We start from the raw sequence: 18,442 nt of genomic DNA, 5'->3' as shown, positions 1-18,442 counted from the left end.
AGGGGAGGATTAGTCTAACTTCACACCCAGACGATGCGCGACGGCTTCATAGGCTTCGATCAGGCCACCCAGGCTCTGGCGGAAGCGATCTTTGTCCATTTTATCCAGCGTTTCTTTGTCCCACAGACGGCTACCGTCCGGTGAGAACTCATCGCCCAGGACCACTTCACCTTTATACAAACCAAACTCAAGTTTGAAGTCGACCAGAATCAGACCGGCATCATCAAACATCTTTTTCAGCACGTCGTTGGCTTTGTAGGTCAGCTCTTTCATACGCGCCAGATTCTCTTTGCTCACCCAACCAAAAGTTTCACAATAGGAATCGTTAATCATTGGATCGTGCATAGCATCGTTTTTCAGGAACAGATCAAACAGCGGCGGATTCAGTTCAATACCTTCCTCAACGCCTAAACGCTTAACCAGGGAGCCTGCTGCGCGGTTACGAACCACACATTCAACCGGTACCATCTCCAGTTTTTTCACCAGACATTCAGTATCGGAAAGCAGTCGCTCCATCTGGGTAGGAATGCCCGCTTCTTGCAGTTTAGTCATAATGAAATGGTTGAACTTGTTGTTCACCATGCCTTTACGATCAAACTGTTCAATGCGCGCGCCATCCCCTGCTGACGTATCATTGCGGAATTCGAGCACCAACAGGTCCGGGTTTTCCGTGCTGTATACGGTCTTCGCTTTACCACGATACAACTCAGCTTGCTTTTGCATCTTTATTACTCCTGGGTGTGAATTAACGATAAATATTGCGTTTTTCTGCCGACGCACACGTTTGCGTATCATATCAGAAAAAAAGGGCTGGAGTTATCCAGCCCTTTATTTTTACTTACTGAACGCTGCCTGGAAGACGGCGACCAGCGCGTCGTTCTGGCTTTGCGTCAGGGTATGCCCCTTCGGATCGATAAACTGCAAGCTACTGCGGTTGTCTAAATCACCGACCTGCAGTTTATAGTCGCCGGATACCAGACCCGGATCGCTTGCGCCCAGCTCCTGCCAGTTGCTATCAGACAGTGGTTTGTAGGTCACGGCGATGCTGCCCTGAGAACGGGTGCTGTCGGTCACTTTCATCCCCACTTTCTCAAGCGCTGCCGGCAGACGCTGCCATACCACGTTGAACGGTCCACGTACCACCAGCATCGGTAAACCGGTGTCATCGGCAGCACTCTGAACATCCATGGTGGCGGCAGAGCGGTTCTGCGCGGCATTCGCGGCATCAGTGGCGTTCTTATCCAGACCTGCGGAGATAACGTTCATCATCTCAGCGCTGTAACGCTGCATTGATGCTGGATCAGCTACGGGTTTACCCGCCTGCTCGAGGTTAATCAGTTTCACCGTTACCGCTTGCTGATAACCCTGCGGTTTAACCGAGATTTGATAACGTCCACGGTACTGCTCGTCTTCATCCAGACGGTTCCAGTTAACCCAGTCGGTGGTCAACGTCTGGCTGGCATCATCACGTTTGGTGATCGTGTAGTTTTTAGACTGAATGACGCTAACGACCTGTGGCCACAGCGTGTTGCCACGACCATTTTCCACCAGCAATGTCGACGTATCACCCGCGATCTGAGTGCGAGCGCCGGTGACTAATGCTAACGGCTGAGCCGGCGGGCGAATGTCCAGCGCTTTACCAACGGCACCGCTGCCGTTGGTGACCGGGATATTATAGTCACCCGACATAACCGGCAGAATCATCCCAGCTGGAGCGTGAAGCTCAGCAAGCGGTGCGGCCTCCAGATAGGATTCATCACCGCTCACCTGGCGCTTATAACGCGAGTCAGAACTACAGGCCGCGAGCAACATAACAAGCGAAACACCCGCAACCTTGGCCAGGCGCGACTTTTGTACTGAGTAAGCCATCAAATCTCCCTAAACTTTACAGCAAACCGGCATGCTTAAGCGCCGCTTTGACGATTTCACGAGCATTATCCGTGATTGGCGTCATCGGCAGACGTAGCGTATCGGTCGCCACAAGTCCCAACTCCTTACACGCCCATTTCACTGGGATAGGATTGGGTTCGACAAATAGTTTGTTGTGTAACGGCATCAGACGCTGGTTAATCACCCGCGCCTCGGCAAAGTTCCCGGCTGCCGCCAGTTTGCACATTTCGGCCATATCGCGTGCCGCAACGTTAGACGTCACGGAAATCACGCCATGACCACCGAGCTGCATAAAATCCAGTCCGGTCGCGTCATCACCGCTGAGCAGAATAAAGTCGTCTGAAACCAGCTCTTTGATCTGGTGAACGCGACTTAAGTTCCCCGTGGCCTCTTTAATAGCGATAATATTTTTTACTTTCGCCAGGCGACCAACGGTTTCCGGCAACATATCGCAGCCGGTACGGGACGGTACATTATACAGAATTTGCGGCAGGTCAGTATGTTCAGCGATGGCTTTGAAATGCTGGAACAAACCTTCCTGGGTTGGGCGGTTGTAGTAAGGCGTCACCGTCAGGCAGCCGACAACACCACTGTCGTTGAAACGCTGCGTCAGACTAATGGCTTCCGCGGTCGCATTAGCGCCGGTTCCGGCAATCACCGGAATACGCCCGTCGGCCAGCTCCAGGGTCATCATCACCACATCGCCATGCTCATCATGACTCAGGGTGGCAGACTCACCGGTGGTGCCAACCGAAACGATCGCCGAGGTGCCGCTGGCGACATGATAATCAATCAGTTTTTTCAGGCTCGACCGGCAGACTTTACCTTTCTCATCCATCGGCGTAACAAGCGCGACAATACTTCCCGTGAACATGGGCCATCCTCTGTGCAAACAAGTGTCTCAATGGTACGTTTGGTACGACAATAAAAGCAAGCGACCAGAGCCGTTCTGATTGTTGTATGCATGTTTTTTTTATGCTTTCCTTATGATTACCTCACCGCTCAAAGGAAGAACAGGTTTGACATCGTCATCGCAACACTATCTGGTCATTACTGCGCTGGGTGCTGACCGCCCGGGAATTGTGAACACCATCACACGTCATGTCAGCAGTTGCGGCTGTAATATCGAAGACAGCCGACTGGCCATGCTGGGTGACGAGTTCACGTTTATCATGTTGCTGTCGGGCACCTGGAATGCCATAACCCTAATTGAATCAACCTTGCCGTTGAAAGGTGCAGAGCTGGATTTACTGATTGTGATGAAGCGCACGACCGCACGCCCCCGTCCGGCGATGCCCGCTACGGTATGGGTGCAGGTCGATGTTCCTGATTCTCCGCATTTGATTGAACGCTTTACCGCCCTGTTTGACAGCCACCAAATGAATATTGCGGAACTGGTTTCACGCACGCAACCGGCTGAGAACGAAAAGGCGGCACAGCTGTTTATTCAAATTACCGCACATAGTCCTGCGTCACATGATTCGGCAAATATTGAAGATGCGTTTAAAGCACTCTGTACAGAACTCAATGCGCAAGGCAGTATTAACGTCGTCAATTACTCACAGCATGATGAACAGGATGGAGTTAAGTAATGAACCCACTGAAAGCCGGTGATATCGCACCGAAATTTAGCTTGCCGGATCAAGACGGAGAACAAGTAAATTTAACCGACTTCCAGGGACAGCGTGTTCTGGTTTATTTTTACCCGAAAGCCATGACACCCGGCTGTACCGTACAGGCCTGCGGCCTGCGCGATAACATGGATGAGTTAAAAAAAGCAGGTGTTGAAGTGCTGGGAATCAGCACCGATAAACCAGAGAAGCTTTCCCGATTCGCGGAGAAAGAAGTCCTTAACTTCACGCTCCTGTCCGACGAAGATCACCAGGTTTGCGAGCAGTTCGGCGTCTGGGGTGAGAAGTCATTTATGGGCAAAACCTATGATGGCATCCACCGCATCAGCTTCCTGATTGATGCTGAAGGGAAAATTGAGCATGTGTTTGATGACTTCAAAACCAGCAACCACCACGACGTGGTAATGAACTGGCTGAAAGAGAACGCCTGATTTACATTTTGCCGGATAGCGCCTGATGGTGACGCCACGCGTCTTATCAGGCCACCATCCGCATAATTCCGTAGCCGGATAAGGCGTTTACGCCGCCATCCGGCATCAACGTCGTTTATTCAAATGTCCCTTTTATACAGGCTTTTTTCTCTCTGACGACAGCTTTGCCCTTCGCCCACAGGTGATGAACTTCAAGCGCATCATTGAGCACCAGAATGTCGGCATCGCATCCCACCGCCAGACGCCCTTTATGTTCCAGTCCCAAAAATTCTGCGACCGTTCGCGTCAGCGGACACAGCGCCAGTTCCAGCGGTATGGCATGAACCTTCACCAACTGGCGCACTGTTTCAGCCAGTGATTCAAACCCTGCGACACCGATGCCGGTAAGATTACCGTAGTCATCAAATTCCGGCTGACTACCGTTGCCATCTGAACTCAAGGTAATACGCGACAGCGGCACGTTCTGGCGTAGCGCCGTGGCGATAGCCGTGGCCGGGTCGACGGGTTCATCAATGCTGCTGGTAATGTCGATATAACCGCCTTTGCGGGCATACTCCAGCGCCGACTGAAACAACGGTTCCGCACGATTGACGTGTGTGGGCAGCAGCTTGGTAATCGGTACATCGCAGCTGTCGAGGATCTGGTACAACGGCTCCAGCATGCGCGGGCTGTCGCCCATATGGAAGACGCTAATCCCCGGCTTGCGCCCTAACAATCCGCCAACGCGCGACTGCGCCGCCATGTTTGCCAGCGCCGAGGTGTCCGGGGCTGAAGAACGATGGTCCGAAACAGCACATTTCACGCCAATGATTTTATCGATCAGCGCCACATCGCGATCGATACTGCCGGTGATGGTCGGGGAAGGCAGAGAATACGCCCCGGTCAGCATCCATGCGCTGATGCCTTCAAATTCCAGCGCGCGGGTTTTCGCCAGCAGCGATTCAGGGTGACGGGTAATACCATCTGTCCCCAGCAATCCCACCACCGAGGTGACGCCAGCTTCAACCAGCCGCGACAAGCGCACTTCCGGCGTGCGGGTGTGCGGCCCCGCTTCTCCGCCGCCGCCAATCAGATGGACGTGTTGATCGATAAATCCTGGGCACACAATCGCACCGTCAAGATTGATACACTCGCAGCCAGGAAAATCGTCAGGGGAAATCGACGGCGCGATGGCAACAATTTTGCTGTCAGACACCAGTATATCCTGGCGTCCTAAGTCTTCCGGCGCGTACACGTGTCCCTGCTGGAACAACGTCAAATTAAGAATGGAACAGTTCATAACCTTCCTTGTCAGGCAATAACCTGCATAACCCAAATAGAGAGCAGCGCATTAATTACGCATACCGCAATAATAAGCGGGTAATAACGGGGATGGACCCCCGCGGTACCCAGACAGCGTCCCACATTTTGCACCGGATTGCCCATCAGGTAGATAGCCGGTAACAGCACCGTAGCATCATGTCCCGAAAGCGTACCGGCGACAACCAGGCTGGCGCAAACACCGACGCCGCCTCCCATACTCATCACCGCCGCCAGCAGTACGGTAGCAGATTCCCCCGGCAGTCCCCACAGAGCCATTACCGGCTCACATACCCGCCCGACAATCTCGAGCAGTCCCGTCACCTTCAGCGCCTGAATAATCACAAACGCCATTACCACGTTAGGCAACAGGCTGGTTGTTGCAATAGTGAATCCGCGCCGTGCGCCATCGATAAACATATCCATGACGTTTTTACGTACTTGCGTTGTCATCTCACGCCTCCTGCTGCGTACGGCGATTTTCCAGCTGCGCAATCCACAAACGCAGCAGGTTCGCACCCACAAATTTGAAGACAAGGATCACCGCCAGCGGCGTAATCACCGGAACGGTAACCATCGTAAACAACGCGGCACCCGAGGAAAAATAGTTGGTAATACACGCACTGCCGCTGGTTTGCCAGCAGGCAAAAATGGCACGTTCCTGTTCAGTGATAATGCCCTCTTCCGCCATTTCTTTAGTCATCCCTGCCGCAGCATCGGTATTTTGCAAATTCGCAATCAGCGCCAGCGAGCAAATACCCGGAATACCGAGTAACGGGCGCAGGACTGGCGTCATCAGTTGCTGTGCCGCACGCAACCCTCCCAGCCCTTCGGTGACGGAAATTATCCCGAGTGAAAGAATGACGGAAGGCGCCAGCTCAAGCGCGAATAAGAAGCCGTCTTTTGCGCCCATACCGCCCGTGCCGCGAAAAGAGACCGCCGTGTCCCCCGCCGCATTAATCTGCCCAAACGCACCGTTGAGAACGGTGAAATCAAAGACTCGCCACCATTCGGTACTTTTCGCAAACATGCCGGAAAAAAGAATAATCGTAATAAAAAAAGCGAGATAACCGCCCCATCCCACCTTCTGCTGCGTGTGTGTGTTGTGACCCATTTTGTTCTCCTGTTGGCCTTATTCCTTGCGTGACTTAAAGACATCACGCGGGTCAAGTTAAAGACAAACGCAGAGAAAAACGACACCAGAAGAGATTATTCAGAATGTGTGGATAGAGGTCAGACAAGTTCGGCTCCGGCGACATTGCATCGCCGGAGCAAACAGATTAGGGTTCATCAACGACCTGACCATCCGGCCAGGCATGCATTACCGCTTTGATTAACGTCGCCAGAGGAATCGCAAAGAATACGCCCCAGAATCCCCACAGGCCGCCGAATATCACCACTGAGAGAATAATCACCAGCGGATGCAGATTTACCGCCTCGGAGAACAGCACCGGCACCAGCAAATTACCGTCCAGCGCCTGGATTATCAGGTATACGGCAAAACAGCTCCAGAACTCGGTGCCAAGCCCGAACTGGAACAATGCCACACCGACCACCGGAATAGTGACCACGAAAGCGCCGATATACGGGATCAGCACGGAGAAGCCTACCAGCACCGCCAGCAGCAGCGAATAGTTGAGGCCAAACAGCAGGAAGCCGAGCCAGGTCGCCACGCCAACCACCACCATTTCCAGCACCTTGCCGCGGATATAGTTGGTGATTTGCTGGTTCATCTCTTTCCACACCTGCCCCGCCAGTCCGCGATTACGCGGCAGCACCCGACGCACTGCGTTCAGCATTTGTCCTTTATCTTTGATCAGGAAGAACACCATCAACGGGACGAGAATCAGATACACCGCCAGCGTCAGCAATCCGACCAGTGAAGCCAGCGAATATTTCACCACCGAATCGCCCATGGTGAGCATTCGCGAGCGCATATTCTCCGCCATCGCATCAATAATGCCCGCATCCATCAGCGCCGGATAACGCCGCGGTAAGGTGGCGGCAAAATCAGACAATTTATTGAGCATGCCGGGCATATCGCGGATCAGGTAGATCCCCTGTTGCCATGCAACGGGCATTACCACAAACGCCATCAGCAGCAAAATACCGACAAACACCACCAACACAATCGATGTCGCCCAACGCCGTGAACAACCAATATGTTCCAGCCGTACTGTCGGCCATTCGAGCAGGTACGCCAGCACAATGGCGACCAGCAGCGGCGCCAGAAGACCGCTAAAAAAGAACAGGATGCCAAAACCGGCAACCAGAATAATCAGCAAGGCGATGGCTTCGGGGTCGCTAAAGCGGCGGCGATACCATTGCATCAACATTTCGAGCATAAAACCCTTCCATGAATCCAATAGCGGGATTGCGATCCCGAATTGTATCGAAATGTCACAAAAAAGACTTCGCTTTTTATAGCGGATTACGCAAAGTGAAAAGACATTTTTCCTGGGTGTTCATCGTCAGGTTTCGCAGTTACACTCCCTAAGCTTGCGGAGTGTGAACGATACTTCACGGCATTGGTCAAATGGCTATCTCAAAAAAGAATACAGGACAGAGGTTATGTTCAGGCAGTTGAAAAAAAACCTGGTTGCTACCCTCATTGCTGCACTGACCATCGGTCAGGTTGCGCCCGCATTTGCAGAAACCGCGGACACCCTGCCTGATATGGGAACCTCGGCAGGGAGTACGCTTTCCATAGGACAGGAAATGCAGATGGGCGATTATTATGTACGCCAACTGCGCGGCAGTGCGCCATTAATTAACGATCCGTTGCTGACGCAATACATTAATGCGCTGGGGATGCGTCTGGTCTCGCACGCCGACTCGGTAAAAACGCCCTTCACCTTCTTTTTGATTAACAACGATGAAATCAACGCCTTTGCTTTCTTTGGCGGCAACGTTGTTTTGCACTCCGCACTGTTCCGCTATTCCGATAACGAAAGCCAACTGGCATCGGTTATGGCGCACGAAATTTCCCACGTTACGCAGCGTCACCTGGCGCGCGCAATGGAAGACCAGAAACGCAGCGCGCCGCTAACGTGGGTGGGTGCGTTAGGGTCAATTTTATTGGCGATGGCCAGCCCGCAAGCAGGTATGGCGGCGCTGACCGGTACGCTGGCGGGTACACGTCAGGGGATGATTAGCTTTACGCAACAAAACGAACAGGAAGCAGACCGCATCGGTATTCAGGTACTGCAACGCTCGGGATTCGATCCCCAGGCTATGCCGACGTTTCTGGAAAAATTGCTCGATCAGGCCCGTTACTCTTCGCGTCCACCAGAAATTTTGCTGACTCACCCCCTGCCAGAAAGCCGTCTGTCGGATGCCCGTAACCGCGCCAACCAAATGCGTCCGGCTGTCGTCCAGTCTTCAGAAGATTTTTATCTGGCCAAGGCACGCACCTTAGGCATGTACAACTCTGGTCGCAACCAGCTGACCGATGACCTGCTGAGTAACTGGTCGAAAGGCAACATACGTGAGCAACGTGCGGCGCAGTATGGCCGGGCATTGCAGGCAATGGAGGCCAGTAAATATGACGAGGCACGTAAAGCACTGCAACCGCTGCTGGCGGCAGATGCTAACAATGCCTGGTATCTCGACCTGGCAACGGATATCGATCTCGGCCAGAAGAAAACCAGCGATGCCATTAATCGGTTGAAAAACGCCCGCGACCTGCGCACCAACCCGGTACTGCAGCTCAACCTGGCAAATGCGTATTTACAGGCCGGGCAAGCCAAAGAGGCAGCGACCATCCTGAATCGCTATACGTTTAACCATAAGGACGACCCTAACGGCTGGGATCTGTTAGCGCAAACGGAAGCCAACCTGAACAACCGTGATCAGGAACTGGCAGCCCGCGCGGAAGGGTATGCCCTCGCAGGACGTCTGGATCAGGCGATTTCGATGCTCAGCAGCGCAAGCTCACAGGTCAAGCTGGGTAGCCAGCAGCAGGCCAGATACGATGCCCGTATCGACCAGCTACGCCAACTGCAAGAGCGCTTTAAACCATATACGAAAATGTAATTATCGAACCCTTGCCGGATGGCGATATACAGGCCGGATAAGGCCTTTGGTCGCCATCCGGCAGGATTGTTATGCAAGGAGAAGTCATGTCAGACGCGATTAAAATCTACCATAACCCACGCTGCTCCAAGAGCCGTGAAACGCTGGAGTTACTGAAGTCCAACGGCGTGGACCCGGAAGTGGTGTTGTATCTGGAAACCCCGGCTGACGCCACAACCCTGCGTGAATTGTTGCAGATGCTGGGCATGTCCAGCGCGCGCGAGCTGATGCGCCAGAAAGAAGATCTCTATAAGTCACTTAATCTGGCGGACGTAAATCTGAGTGAAGATGCGCTGATTCAGGCAATGGTGGAAAACCCGAAATTGATGGAGCGCCCGATTGTGGTTGCCAAAGGCCAGGCGAGAATTGGACGCCCGCCGGAGCAGGTACTGGAAATCATCGGTTAACCTGAAACCTGCCGCAGTTTTTTCGGCTGCGGCGCTTACAGCTTCAGTATCTCTTTTACGAATGGAATGGTCAGCTTACGCTGGGCGGTGATCGATGCGTGATCAAGCTGATCCAACGTCATAAACAGCGTACGCATTTCTCGATCCAGACGCTTGAGCAGGAAGCGTCCCACATCTTCCGGCAGTTCAAACCCACGAAGTCTGGCGCGTAATTGCAACGCCTGCAGCTTATCTTCATCGGAAAGCGGCTGCAGCTTGTAGATTTGTCCCCAGTCCAGGCGCGAGGCGAGATCCGGCAACCCCAGATTCAGCTGTCTTGGCGGGCGATCGCCGGTGATCAGCAGACGCGTTTTCCCCGACTCCAGGATGCGGTTGTAGAGATCAAAGATCGCCATTTCCCACAGCGAATCCCCGGCCACACATTCGATGTTATCGATGCATACCAGCGATAAATGCTCCATACCGTCGAGCACCTCGGGGACGAACCAGGTACGCTTGTCGAGCGGCACATAGCCTACCGCATCGCCGCGCGCGGACAGTTCCGCACAGGCTGCATGCAGCAAATGACTACGGCCAGCGCCTTCACGCGACCAGAGATAAATATACCCGCTATGGTCCTGACGCAGCACGTTTTGCAGTGCAGCCAGTAAAGAGGAGTTATCCCCCGGCCAGAAACTTGCGAAAGTTTCGTCGTCAGGAAGATAAAGTGGCAAAGAGAGCTGTGCCGGTGTGTTCAGAGATACCTCAACCCAGGATTTCATAAAATCGCGTTGAGTTTAACACAGAAATACGTCGTGATAGAACCGGGCAGCATCGCCGCCCGGTAAGAGATTTACTGTTGCGGACTGTCGGCATCTTCCGCGTCAAGCACGACTTCTTCCGGACGCAGCAGGCTGATAACTTTGAAAATCAGGCTCAGACAAACGCCAACAATGGTCGCCAGCGCCATGCCTTTCAGCTCAGCGGCGCCAATGTGAACTTTCGCGCCACTCACGCCGATGATCAAAATAACCGAGGTCAGGATCAGGTTTTGCGCTTTGTTGTAGTCAACTTTTGACTCGATCAGTACGCGAATACCGGAAGCACCAATCACGCCGTACAGCAGCAGCGATACGCCACCCATGACCGGCAGTGGAATGATTTGGATCGCCGCCGCCAGCTTGCCCACACAGGAGAGCAGAATGGCAAAAATTGCCGCGCCGCCGATAACCCAGGTACTGTAAACACGAGTAATCGCCATTACGCCAATATTTTCACCGTACGTGGTGTTCGGCGTAGAGCCGAAGAAACCAGAGATAACCGTAGACAGGCCGTTGGCAAACATTGAACGATGCAGGCCAGGATCGCGAATCAAATCTTTTTTCACGATATTCGCCGTTACCACCAGGTGTCCAACGTGTTCAGCGATGACCACCAGCGCCGCCGGCAGAATGGTCAGAATGGCAACCCATTCAAAGCGCGGCGTGTAGAACGTTGGCAGAGCAAACCAGTGGGCCTGCGCAATCGGCGTGGTGTCCACGACCCCCATCACGAAGGAGAGCGCGTAGCCGGCCAGCACCCCAATCAGAATCGGGATAATCGCCATAAAACCGCGGAACAGTACAGAGCCAAATACCGTAACCGCCAGCGTCATCATTGAGATGATGATGGTTTTTGAATCCGGTAATTGTCCCTCTGCTGGCAGTAACCCCGCCATGCCCGCAGCGACGCCAGCCAGCTCCAGACCGATGACGGCAACGATTGCGCCCATCGCCGCAGGAGGGAACATGACATCCAGCCAGCCGGTTCCTGCTTTCTTAACGATGAAAGAAACCAGGCAGAACAGAACGCCGCACATAATGAAACCACCCAGCGCCACTTCATACCCTAACGGCAGCAACAGCAGTACTGGGGAAATAAATGCGAAGCTGGAACCCAGATACGCAGGAATTTTACCTTTACAGATAAAGAGATACAGCAACGTACCAATGCCGTTAAACAGCAGAACGGTAGCCGGGTTGATGTGGAACAGGACTGGCACCAGTACCGTTGCGCCAAACATGGCGAACAGGTGCTGCAAACTAAGCGGGATTGTCTGTAAAAGCGGCGGTCTTTCACTCACCCCGATAGCACGGCGCGTCATAGTGTTTTCCTCTGAGTGTTGTTTGTTATTAGCCTTGGGTTGTTATATTCAAAAAAAAGCCGACTCTTAAAGTCGGCTTCTTTTCACTTATTCGTTTACTTGGTACCAAAAATCTTATCGCCGGCATCGCCGAGTCCCGGAATAATGTATCCGTGCTCGTTCAACCCCTGATCGATGGAGGCCGTGTACAGCTCAACATCCGGGTGCGCTTTTTCCAGTGCCGCGATACCTTCCGGTGCCGCAACCAGGACCAGCACTTTAATGCTGGTGCAGCCTGCATTTTTCAGCAGGTCGATGGTGGCGATAACGGAACCGCCGGTTGCCAGCATCGGGTCAACGATCAGCGCCATACGCTCATCGATGTTAGATACCAGCTTCTGGAAGTACGGAACCGGCTCCAGCGTTTCTTCGTTACGGTACATACCAACCACGCTGATACGCGCGCTCGGAACGTTTTCCAGTACGCCTTCCATCATGCCCAGGCCCGCACGCAGGATTGGCACAACGGTGATTTTTTTACCTTTGATTTGGTCAACTTCAACCGGACCATTCCAGCCTTCAATGGTCACCTTTTCGGTTTCCAGACCAGCGGTTGCTTCATAAGTCAGCAGGCTGCCAACTTCCGAGGCGAGTTCACGAAAGCGTTTAGTGCTGATGTCGTTTTCACGCATCAGTCCCAGCTTGTGTTTGACGAGTGGGTGTTTGACTTCCACGATCTTCATACTCTTCTCCTTTCCTCAGACGAGTGGCAACCACAAAAAAAATCGCCGGATTATACCGCTTTTCGTCTCTGGCGCAACACTGGATACGCTTGATATGGATCAACCAAAGTCGTTTGCGTCTGGATGATGAGTATAAAACAAGCCCCGCATTATTGGCGGGGCTGGCTGTCAATGCTATGAATTTTATAGATATTCAGCATTGGTCTGGATAACGTTTTGATACCATGAAAAAGATTTCTTCGGCGAGCGTGCTAACGTTCCGCTTCCGTCATTATTTTTATCAACATAGATAAAGCCGTAGCGTTTTTTCATCTCCCCCGTCCCGGCTGAGACTAAGTCAATACAACCCCACGGGGTATAACCCATCAGGTCCACACCATCTTCCACTACCGCTTTTTTCATTTCACTGATATGTGCGGCCATATAGTCAATACGATAGGAATCATCTACCGATCCGTCGGCCTGCTGCACGTCAATCGCACCAAAGCCGTTTTCGACGATAAACAGCGGCAGTTGGTAATGATCCCAGAACCAGTTCAGCGAATAGCGCAGACCGACGGGATCAATCTGCCAGCCCCAGTCCGATTTCTGCACGTACGGGTTGGAAACCAGACTTTTCGACTCGTCATAATCCAGCTGTGGGTTGTCTGCCGTGGCCTGCGTTGCGAAAGACATATAGTAGCTAAAGCCGATGTAATCGACACAACCCTCAGTCAGCGCCTGACGGTCTTCCTCGGTGATATCAAGAGCAAAGCCACGCCGGGCAAAGTAGTTGAGAAGATGCTGCGGGTATTTGCCGCGCACATGGACATCGGTAAACCAGTAACGCCGGTGCATGGCGTTCATCGCCATCATCATATCGTCCGGCGCGCAGGTCAGTGGATAGATAGGACACATGGCAATCATGCACCCTATCTGCAATGCCGGGTTAATCTCACGCGCAGCCTTTACCGCCAGCGCGCTTGCCACCAGTTCATAGTGCGCCGCCTGGTACATAACCGGCTCGCGGTCTTCACCGGGCTGATATTTCAGGCCAGAGTTAGTAAAAGGCGCGAAGTCTTCGTGATAATTTGCCTGGTTGTTAATTTCATTAAACGTCATCCAGTACTTCACTTTGTGCTGGTAACGGGTAAAAACCACTGCGGCAAAACGGACAAAGAAATCGATAAGTTTGCGGTTGCGCCAGCCGCCATATTCCGTCACCAGATGGTATGGCATCTCGAAATGCGACAACGTAATCACCGGTTCAATGCCATATTTCAGGCATTCGTCAAACAGGTCATCATAGAACTGCAGGCCAGCCTCATTGGGTTGCGCTTCGTCGCCTAAGGGGAAAATACGCGTCCAGGCAATCGAAGTGCGAAAACATTTAAACCCCATTTCGGCAAACAGTTTAATGTCGTCTTTATAGCGGTGATAAAAATCGATGGCGTCGTGGTTAGGGTAGTTTTTACCGGCAATCACACCGTCAGTGATTTCACGCGCCACGCCATGCGCCCCCGCCGTCATGACATCGGCAACGCTAATTCCTTTTCCACCTTCCTGCCAGCCACCTTCCAGTTGATGAGCGGCTACGGCACCACCCCACATGAAATCTGCTTTAAATCCTGACATACCCTTCCCCTATCGTGATTACTCTGCGCAAAACGCTGTTGATGAGGTCCGCAACAGAAAACAGAAACCGGTTTCAGTATGATACTGTGTATTCAGCAGGCAGGTTTCAAGCACAAGACTGTACCCGGTTTCATTTTCGTGGCGCAGTTCAAACAAATAGATAAATGATTGTAAAATGCTGAAAAAATCAGCACATAAAACTTGATGCAGAGCAGGCTCGCAAACGTTTGCTTTCCCTGTTAGAATTGCGCCGAATTTAACTTTTACTGCAAGTAAACATGTGGGGAAGCAGGCAGTGACCGATAAAACCTCTCTTAGCTACAAAGATGCCGGTGTTGATATTGATGCAGGTAATGCTCTGGTTGATCGAATCAAAGGCGTAGTAAAGAAAACTCGTCGTCCGGAAGTTATGGGTGGTCTGGGTGGCTTCGGTGCGCTGTGCGCATTGCCGCAAAAATATCGTGAACCGGTACTGGTTTCCGGCACTGATGGCGTCGGCACAAAACTGCGTCTGGCGATGGATCTGAAACGCCACGACACTATCGGCATTGACCTCGTCGCAATGTGCGTCAACGACCTCGTGGTTCAGGGCGCTGAGCCGCTGTTTTTCCTCGACTACTATGCTACCGGCAAACTGGATGTGGATACCGCAGCCAGCGTCATTAACGGTATTGCCGAAGGCTGTCTGCAGTCTGGCTGTGCGCTTGTCGGCGGTGAAACGGCTGAAATGCCGGGGATGTACCACGGCGAAGATTACGACGTGGCAGGCTTCTGCGTTGGCGTCGTCGAAAAATCTGAGATCATCGACGGTTCAAAAGTGGCTGACGGCGACGTACTGATTGCACTCGGCTCCAGCGGTCCGCACTCCAACGGCTACTCTCTGGTGCGCAAAATTGTTGAAGTCAGCGGTTGTGACCCGGAAACCACCGAGCTTGAAGGCAAGCCGCTGGCCGATCACTTACTGGCCCCGACCCGCATTTATGTCAAATCCATTCTGGAACTGATTGAGAAGGTTGATGTGCATGCCATTGCCCACCTGACCGGCGGTGGCTTCTGGGAAAATATTCCACGCGTTCTGCCAGACAACACGCAGGCTGTGATCGACGAATCTTCATGGCAGTGGCCAGCCGTCTTCAACTGGCTGCAAACGGCGGGTAACGTCAGCCAGCATGAGATGTATCGCACCTTTAACTGCGGCGTAGGCATGGTTATCGCCCTGCCAGCTTCTGAAGTGGACAAAGCCCTTGCTTTGCTCAATGAGAAAGGTGAAAACGCATGGAAAATCGGTATCATCAAAGCTTCTGATTCCGAACAGCGTGTGGTCATTGAATGAAAAACATTGTGGTGCTCATTTCCGGCAACGGAAGCAATTTGCAGGCGATAATCGATGCCTGCGAACAGAATAAAATCAATGGCACCATACGTGCAGTATTCAGTAACAAGGCCGATGCGTTCGGCCTTGAGCGCGCACGCGAAGCGAATATTCCTGCACACTCGCTGGAAGCCGCCCAGTTTGCCAGTCGCGAAGCATTCGACCAGCAACTGATACAAGAGATCGACGCTTATGCCCCCGATGTCGTGGTGCTGGCCGGTTATATGCGCATTCTAAGTCCGACGTTTGTTGCTCACTATTCTGAACGATTGCTGAATATCCACCCGTCATTATTGCCGAAGTATCCTGGCCTGCACACGCACCGTCAGGTTCTGGAAAACGGCGATGAAGAGCATGGCACCTCCGTCCATTTCGTCACCGATGAACTGGACGGCGGACCGGTTATTCTCCAGGCCAAGGTTCCGGTATTTGAAGGCGACAGCGAAGATGATGTCACGGCACGAGTCCAGGCCCAGGAACATACCATTTACCCGCTGGTGGTAAGCTGGTTTACTGATGGTCGCCTGAAAATGCGTGATAACGCAGCATGGCTGGACGGCGTTCGTCTGCCGCCACAAGGCTACGCCGCCGACGAAGAATAAAATCAACCTGTAAACCGGATCTCATCATCCGGTTTACAGGCATAAATACCTTTTCCGGTTAACATCTCCGGTATTCATCTACGCTCCCCCTTTCTCTTTGCTATCAGACGGTTTATTGTCATATTTTTCTGGCACTGTTGGACATCTGAGAGCAATGCTCGCCATAATAAATCGGTAGTGTCCCGTGAATGAAACGGAGTAAAAGTGGTAATGGGTCAGGAAAAGCTATACATCGAGAAAGAACTCAGCTGGTTAGCGTTCAACGAACGTGTACTCCAGGAAGCTGCTGATAAGTCAAACCCGTTGATCGAACGGATGCGTTTCTTAGGCATCTATTCCAATAATCTCGACGAGTTTTATAAGGTTCGTTTCGCCGAACTGAAGCGCCGAATCATTATTAGCGAAGAACAGGGTTCAAACTCTCACTCCCGCCATCTGTTAGGTAAAATCCAGGCCCGCGTATTAAAAGCCGATCAGGAATTTGACGGCCTGTACAACGAGTTGCTGCTGGAGATGGCGCGCAACCAGATTTTCCTTATCAATGAACGTCAGTTGTCGGTCAATCAACAGAGCTGGTTACGCCACTACTTCAAACAATATCTTCGCCAGCACATTACACCGATCCTGATCAACCGCGAGACGGATTTAGTTCAGTTTCTGAAAGATGACTACACCTATCTGGCGGTGGAAATTATCCGCGGCGATACGATCCGCTACGCGCTGCTGGAAATCCCTTCCGACAAGGTTCCCCGTTTTGTGAATCTACCGCCGGAAACCCCGCGCCGTCGCAAACCGATGATCCTGCTGGACAACATCTTACGCTACTGCCTTGACGACATTTTCAAAGGGTTCTTTGATTACGATGCGCTGAACGCCTATTCGATGAAAATGACTCGCGACGCCGAATACGATTTGGTGCACGAGATGGAATCGAGCCTGATGGAGCTGATGTCGTCCAGTCTGAAACAGCGTCTGACCGCAGAGCCTGTACGTTTTGTCTATCAGCGCGACATGCCCAATGCGCTGGTCGAGGTACTGCGTGAAAAGCTGACGATTTCTCGCTACGACTCGATTGTTCCCGGTGGGCGTTACCATAACTTCAAAGACTTTATTAATTTCCCCAACGTTGGCAAAGCTAACCTGGTGAACAAACCGCTGCCGCGTTTGCGCCATATCTGGTTCGATAACGAGAAGTTTCGTAACGGCTTTGACGCCGTTCGCGAACGCGACGTGCTGCTATATTATCCGTATCACACTTTTGAGCACGTTCTTGAACTGTTGCGCCAGGCCTCTTTCGACCCGAGCGTGCTGGCGATTAAAATCAACATCTACCGTGTGGCCAAAGACTCGCGCATCATTGATTCGATGATCCATGCCGCGCACAACGGTAAGAAAGTCACCGTGGTGGTGGAGTTGCAGGCTCGCTTTGATGAAGAAGCCAACATTCATTGGGCCAAGCGTCTTACCGAGGCTGGCGTTCACGTCATCTTCTCCGCGCCGGGCCTGAAAATTCACGCCAAATTGTTCCTTATCTCGCGTAAAGAAGGTGATGAAGTTGTGCGCTATGCGCATATCGGGACGGGGAACTTCAACGAAAAAACGGCGCGTCTCTATACCGACTACTCGTTACTTACCGCCGACTCACGCATTACCAACGAGGTTCGTCGGGTGTTCAACTTCATCGAGAACCCGTATCGTCCGGTGACGTTCGATTATCTGCTGGTTTCTCCGCAGAACTCGCGCCGTTTGCTGTACGCGATGATTGACAAAGAAATCGCCAACGCGCAGCAAGGACAGCCTTCCGGTATCACCCTAAAACTGAATAACCTGGTCGATAAAGGCCTGGTTGATCGTCTCTATGCGGCCTCAAGCTCAGGCGTGCCAGTCAATTTATTGATTCGCGGTATGTGCTCTTTGATTCCGAATCTGGAAGGCATTAGCGACAATATTCGCGTGATAAGCATAGTTGACCGCTACCTTGAACACGACCGGGTTTATATCTTCGAAAACGGTGGCGACAAGCAGGTATACCTCTCCTCCGCAGACTGGATGACCAGGAATATCGACTATCGCATCGAAGTCGCCACACCGCTGCTGGACCCGCGTCTTAAGCAACGGGTGCTGGATATTATCGATATCCTGTTCAGCGACACGGTGAAGGCTCGCTTCATCGATAAAGAACTCAGTAATCGCTACGTACCACGCGGAAACCGCCGTAAGGTTCAGTCACAATTGGCGATATACGACTACATCAAATCACTCGAGCAACCTGACTAAC

The 18,442-nt window shown here is 52.4% G+C and carries 18 protein-coding genes; 7 read left to right on the top strand and 11 right to left on the bottom strand.

The window, feature by feature from the left end; genetic code table 11:
- Window positions 1-9 precede the first annotated feature (9 nt).
- From purC to dapA, 3 genes are all read right to left on the bottom strand, one after another.
- Complete coding sequence (gene purC / locus HV243_RS06755; protein ID WP_003835086.1) at window positions 10-723, bottom strand: phosphoribosylaminoimidazolesuccinocarboxamide synthase; 714 nt, start codon at window positions 721-723, stop codon at window positions 10-12.
- Window positions 724-834: 111 nt separating this feature from the next.
- Window positions 835-1,869 carry an outer membrane protein assembly factor BamC gene (gene bamC, locus HV243_RS06750; protein ID WP_016153971.1) on the bottom strand — a complete coding sequence of 345 codons (1,035 nt, stop codon included), beginning with the start codon at window positions 1,867-1,869 and terminating at the stop codon, window positions 835-837.
- A 16-nt stretch (window positions 1,870-1,885) separates the two neighbouring features.
- On the bottom strand, window positions 1,886-2,764 hold the full coding sequence (dapA, locus tag HV243_RS06745) for a 4-hydroxy-tetrahydrodipicolinate synthase (protein ID WP_016153972.1): 879 nt from the start codon (window positions 2,762-2,764) through the stop codon (window positions 1,886-1,888).
- A 145-nt stretch (window positions 2,765-2,909) separates the two neighbouring features.
- Here dapA and HV243_RS06740 point away from each other — a divergent pair, with 145 nt between their 5' ends.
- Both HV243_RS06740 and bcp read left to right on the top strand, forming a co-directional pair.
- Window positions 2,910-3,482 (top strand): glycine cleavage system transcriptional repressor, encoded by a 573-nt coding sequence (locus HV243_RS06740; protein ID WP_019077363.1) that lies wholly within the window; start codon window positions 2,910-2,912, stop codon window positions 3,480-3,482.
- A complete protein-coding gene (bcp, locus tag HV243_RS06735; RefSeq protein WP_003835095.1) occupies window positions 3,482-3,952 on the top strand; it encodes a thioredoxin-dependent thiol peroxidase in 471 nt (156 codons plus the stop codon). Before HV243_RS06740 ends, bcp begins: the two co-directional genes overlap by 1 nt.
- A 115-nt stretch (window positions 3,953-4,067) precedes the next feature.
- On the opposite strand, the gene iadA is transcribed toward bcp, so the two are convergent.
- The 4 genes from iadA to HV243_RS06715 form a co-directional block, all read right to left on the bottom strand.
- Complete coding sequence (gene iadA / locus HV243_RS06730) at window positions 4,068-5,231, bottom strand: beta-aspartyl-peptidase (protein WP_053388624.1); 1,164 nt, start codon at window positions 5,229-5,231, stop codon at window positions 4,068-4,070.
- A gap of 11 nt (window positions 5,232-5,242) precedes the next feature.
- Complete coding sequence (locus HV243_RS06725; RefSeq protein ID WP_003037948.1) at window positions 5,243-5,704, bottom strand: YjiG family protein; 462 nt, start codon at window positions 5,702-5,704, stop codon at window positions 5,243-5,245.
- A gap of 1 nt (window position 5,705) precedes the next feature.
- The gene (locus HV243_RS06720) at window positions 5,706-6,365 is read right to left on the bottom strand and encodes a nucleoside recognition domain-containing protein (protein ID WP_016153974.1); all 660 of its coding nucleotides are present in this window, start codon (window positions 6,363-6,365) and stop codon (window positions 5,706-5,708) included.
- A 166-nt stretch (window positions 6,366-6,531) separates the two neighbouring features.
- Window positions 6,532-7,596, bottom strand: a complete 1,065-nt coding sequence (locus HV243_RS06715; RefSeq protein WP_016153975.1) for an AI-2E family transporter — start codon at window positions 7,594-7,596, stop codon at window positions 6,532-6,534.
- 226 nt (window positions 7,597-7,822) lie between these two features.
- Here HV243_RS06715 and bepA point away from each other — a divergent pair, with 226 nt between their 5' ends.
- Window positions 7,823-9,286: a beta-barrel assembly-enhancing protease gene (gene bepA / locus HV243_RS06710; protein WP_016157117.1), complete on the top strand. Its 1,464-nt coding sequence runs from the start codon at window positions 7,823-7,825 to the stop codon at window positions 9,284-9,286.
- Window positions 9,287-9,372: 86 nt separating this feature from the next.
- A complete protein-coding gene (arsC, locus tag HV243_RS06705) occupies window positions 9,373-9,732 on the top strand; it encodes an arsenate reductase (glutaredoxin) (protein WP_046275209.1) in 360 nt (119 codons plus the stop codon).
- 35 nt (window positions 9,733-9,767) lie between these two features.
- Here the strand turns inward: arsC and HV243_RS06700 are convergent, their stop codons facing one another.
- The 4 genes from HV243_RS06700 to HV243_RS06685 form a co-directional block, all read right to left on the bottom strand.
- On the bottom strand, window positions 9,768-10,469 hold the full coding sequence (locus HV243_RS06700) for a DnaA inactivator Hda (protein ID WP_200049399.1): 702 nt from the start codon (window positions 10,467-10,469) through the stop codon (window positions 9,768-9,770).
- A gap of 95 nt (window positions 10,470-10,564) precedes the next feature.
- Complete coding sequence (gene uraA, locus HV243_RS06695; RefSeq protein WP_053388625.1) at window positions 10,565-11,854, bottom strand: uracil permease; 1,290 nt, start codon at window positions 11,852-11,854, stop codon at window positions 10,565-10,567.
- Window positions 11,855-11,949: 95 nt separating this feature from the next.
- Window positions 11,950-12,576, bottom strand: a complete 627-nt coding sequence (gene upp / locus HV243_RS06690) for a uracil phosphoribosyltransferase (protein WP_003835110.1) — start codon at window positions 12,574-12,576, stop codon at window positions 11,950-11,952.
- Window positions 12,577-12,759: 183 nt separating this feature from the next.
- The gene (locus tag HV243_RS06685; RefSeq protein ID WP_053388626.1) at window positions 12,760-14,190 is read right to left on the bottom strand and encodes a 6-phospho-beta-glucosidase; all 1,431 of its coding nucleotides are present in this window, start codon (window positions 14,188-14,190) and stop codon (window positions 12,760-12,762) included.
- Window positions 14,191-14,485: 295 nt separating this feature from the next.
- On the opposite strand from HV243_RS06685, the gene purM reads away from it, so the two are divergent.
- From purM to ppk1, 3 genes are all read left to right on the top strand, one after another.
- Window positions 14,486-15,523 (top strand): phosphoribosylformylglycinamidine cyclo-ligase, encoded by a 1,038-nt coding sequence (gene purM, locus HV243_RS06680; RefSeq protein WP_019077369.1) that lies wholly within the window; start codon window positions 14,486-14,488, stop codon window positions 15,521-15,523.
- Complete coding sequence (gene purN / locus HV243_RS06675; RefSeq protein ID WP_053388627.1) at window positions 15,520-16,164, top strand: phosphoribosylglycinamide formyltransferase; 645 nt, start codon at window positions 15,520-15,522, stop codon at window positions 16,162-16,164. Before purM ends, purN begins: the two co-directional genes overlap by 4 nt.
- Window positions 16,165-16,374: 210 nt before the next feature.
- Complete coding sequence (gene ppk1, locus HV243_RS06670; RefSeq protein WP_003835119.1) at window positions 16,375-18,441, top strand: polyphosphate kinase 1; 2,067 nt, start codon at window positions 16,375-16,377, stop codon at window positions 18,439-18,441.
- Window position 18,442: the final 1 nt, after the last annotated feature.

This window comes from Citrobacter sp. RHBSTW-00599, assembly GCF_013784065.1.
Lineage (GTDB): Bacteria > Pseudomonadota > Gammaproteobacteria > Enterobacterales > Enterobacteriaceae > Citrobacter > Citrobacter braakii.
Note: the sequence above shows the minus strand (reverse complement) of the source record. Positions and strands in the feature narration are given on the sequence as shown.

What these genes read in the sequence shown, in the direction of transcription:
- purC (WP_003835086.1), bottom strand. Translation starts at nt 723, where the DNA reads ATGCAAAAGCAAGCTGAGTTGTATCGTGGTAAAGCGAAGACCGTATAC.
- bamC (WP_016153971.1), bottom strand. Translation starts at nt 1,869, where the DNA reads ATGGCTTACTCAGTACAAAAGTCGCGCCTGGCCAAGGTTGCGGGTGTT.
- dapA (WP_016153972.1), bottom strand. Translation starts at nt 2,764, where the DNA reads ATGTTCACGGGAAGTATTGTCGCGCTTGTTACGCCGATGGATGAGAAA.
- bcp (WP_003835095.1), top strand. Translation starts at nt 3,482, where the DNA reads ATGAACCCACTGAAAGCCGGTGATATCGCACCGAAATTTAGCTTGCCG.
- iadA (WP_053388624.1), bottom strand. Translation starts at nt 5,231, where the DNA reads ATGAACTGTTCCATTCTTAATTTGACGTTGTTCCAGCAGGGACACGTG.
- HV243_RS06725 (WP_003037948.1), bottom strand. Translation starts at nt 5,704, where the DNA reads ATGACAACGCAAGTACGTAAAAACGTCATGGATATGTTTATCGATGGC.
- HV243_RS06720 (WP_016153974.1), bottom strand. Translation starts at nt 6,365, where the DNA reads ATGGGTCACAACACACACACGCAGCAGAAGGTGGGATGGGGCGGTTAT.
- HV243_RS06715 (WP_016153975.1), bottom strand. Translation starts at nt 7,596, where the DNA reads ATGCTCGAAATGTTGATGCAATGGTATCGCCGCCGCTTTAGCGACCCC.
- bepA (WP_016157117.1), top strand. Translation starts at nt 7,823, where the DNA reads ATGTTCAGGCAGTTGAAAAAAAACCTGGTTGCTACCCTCATTGCTGCA.
- arsC (WP_046275209.1), top strand. Translation starts at nt 9,373, where the DNA reads ATGTCAGACGCGATTAAAATCTACCATAACCCACGCTGCTCCAAGAGC.
- uraA (WP_053388625.1), bottom strand. Translation starts at nt 11,854, where the DNA reads ATGACGCGCCGTGCTATCGGGGTGAGTGAAAGACCGCCGCTTTTACAG.
- upp (WP_003835110.1), bottom strand. Translation starts at nt 12,576, where the DNA reads ATGAAGATCGTGGAAGTCAAACACCCACTCGTCAAACACAAGCTGGGA.
- HV243_RS06685 (WP_053388626.1), bottom strand. Translation starts at nt 14,190, where the DNA reads ATGTCAGGATTTAAAGCAGATTTCATGTGGGGTGGTGCCGTAGCCGCT.
- purN (WP_053388627.1), top strand. Translation starts at nt 15,520, where the DNA reads ATGAAAAACATTGTGGTGCTCATTTCCGGCAACGGAAGCAATTTGCAG.
- ppk1 (WP_003835119.1), top strand. Translation starts at nt 16,375, where the DNA reads ATGGGTCAGGAAAAGCTATACATCGAGAAAGAACTCAGCTGGTTAGCG.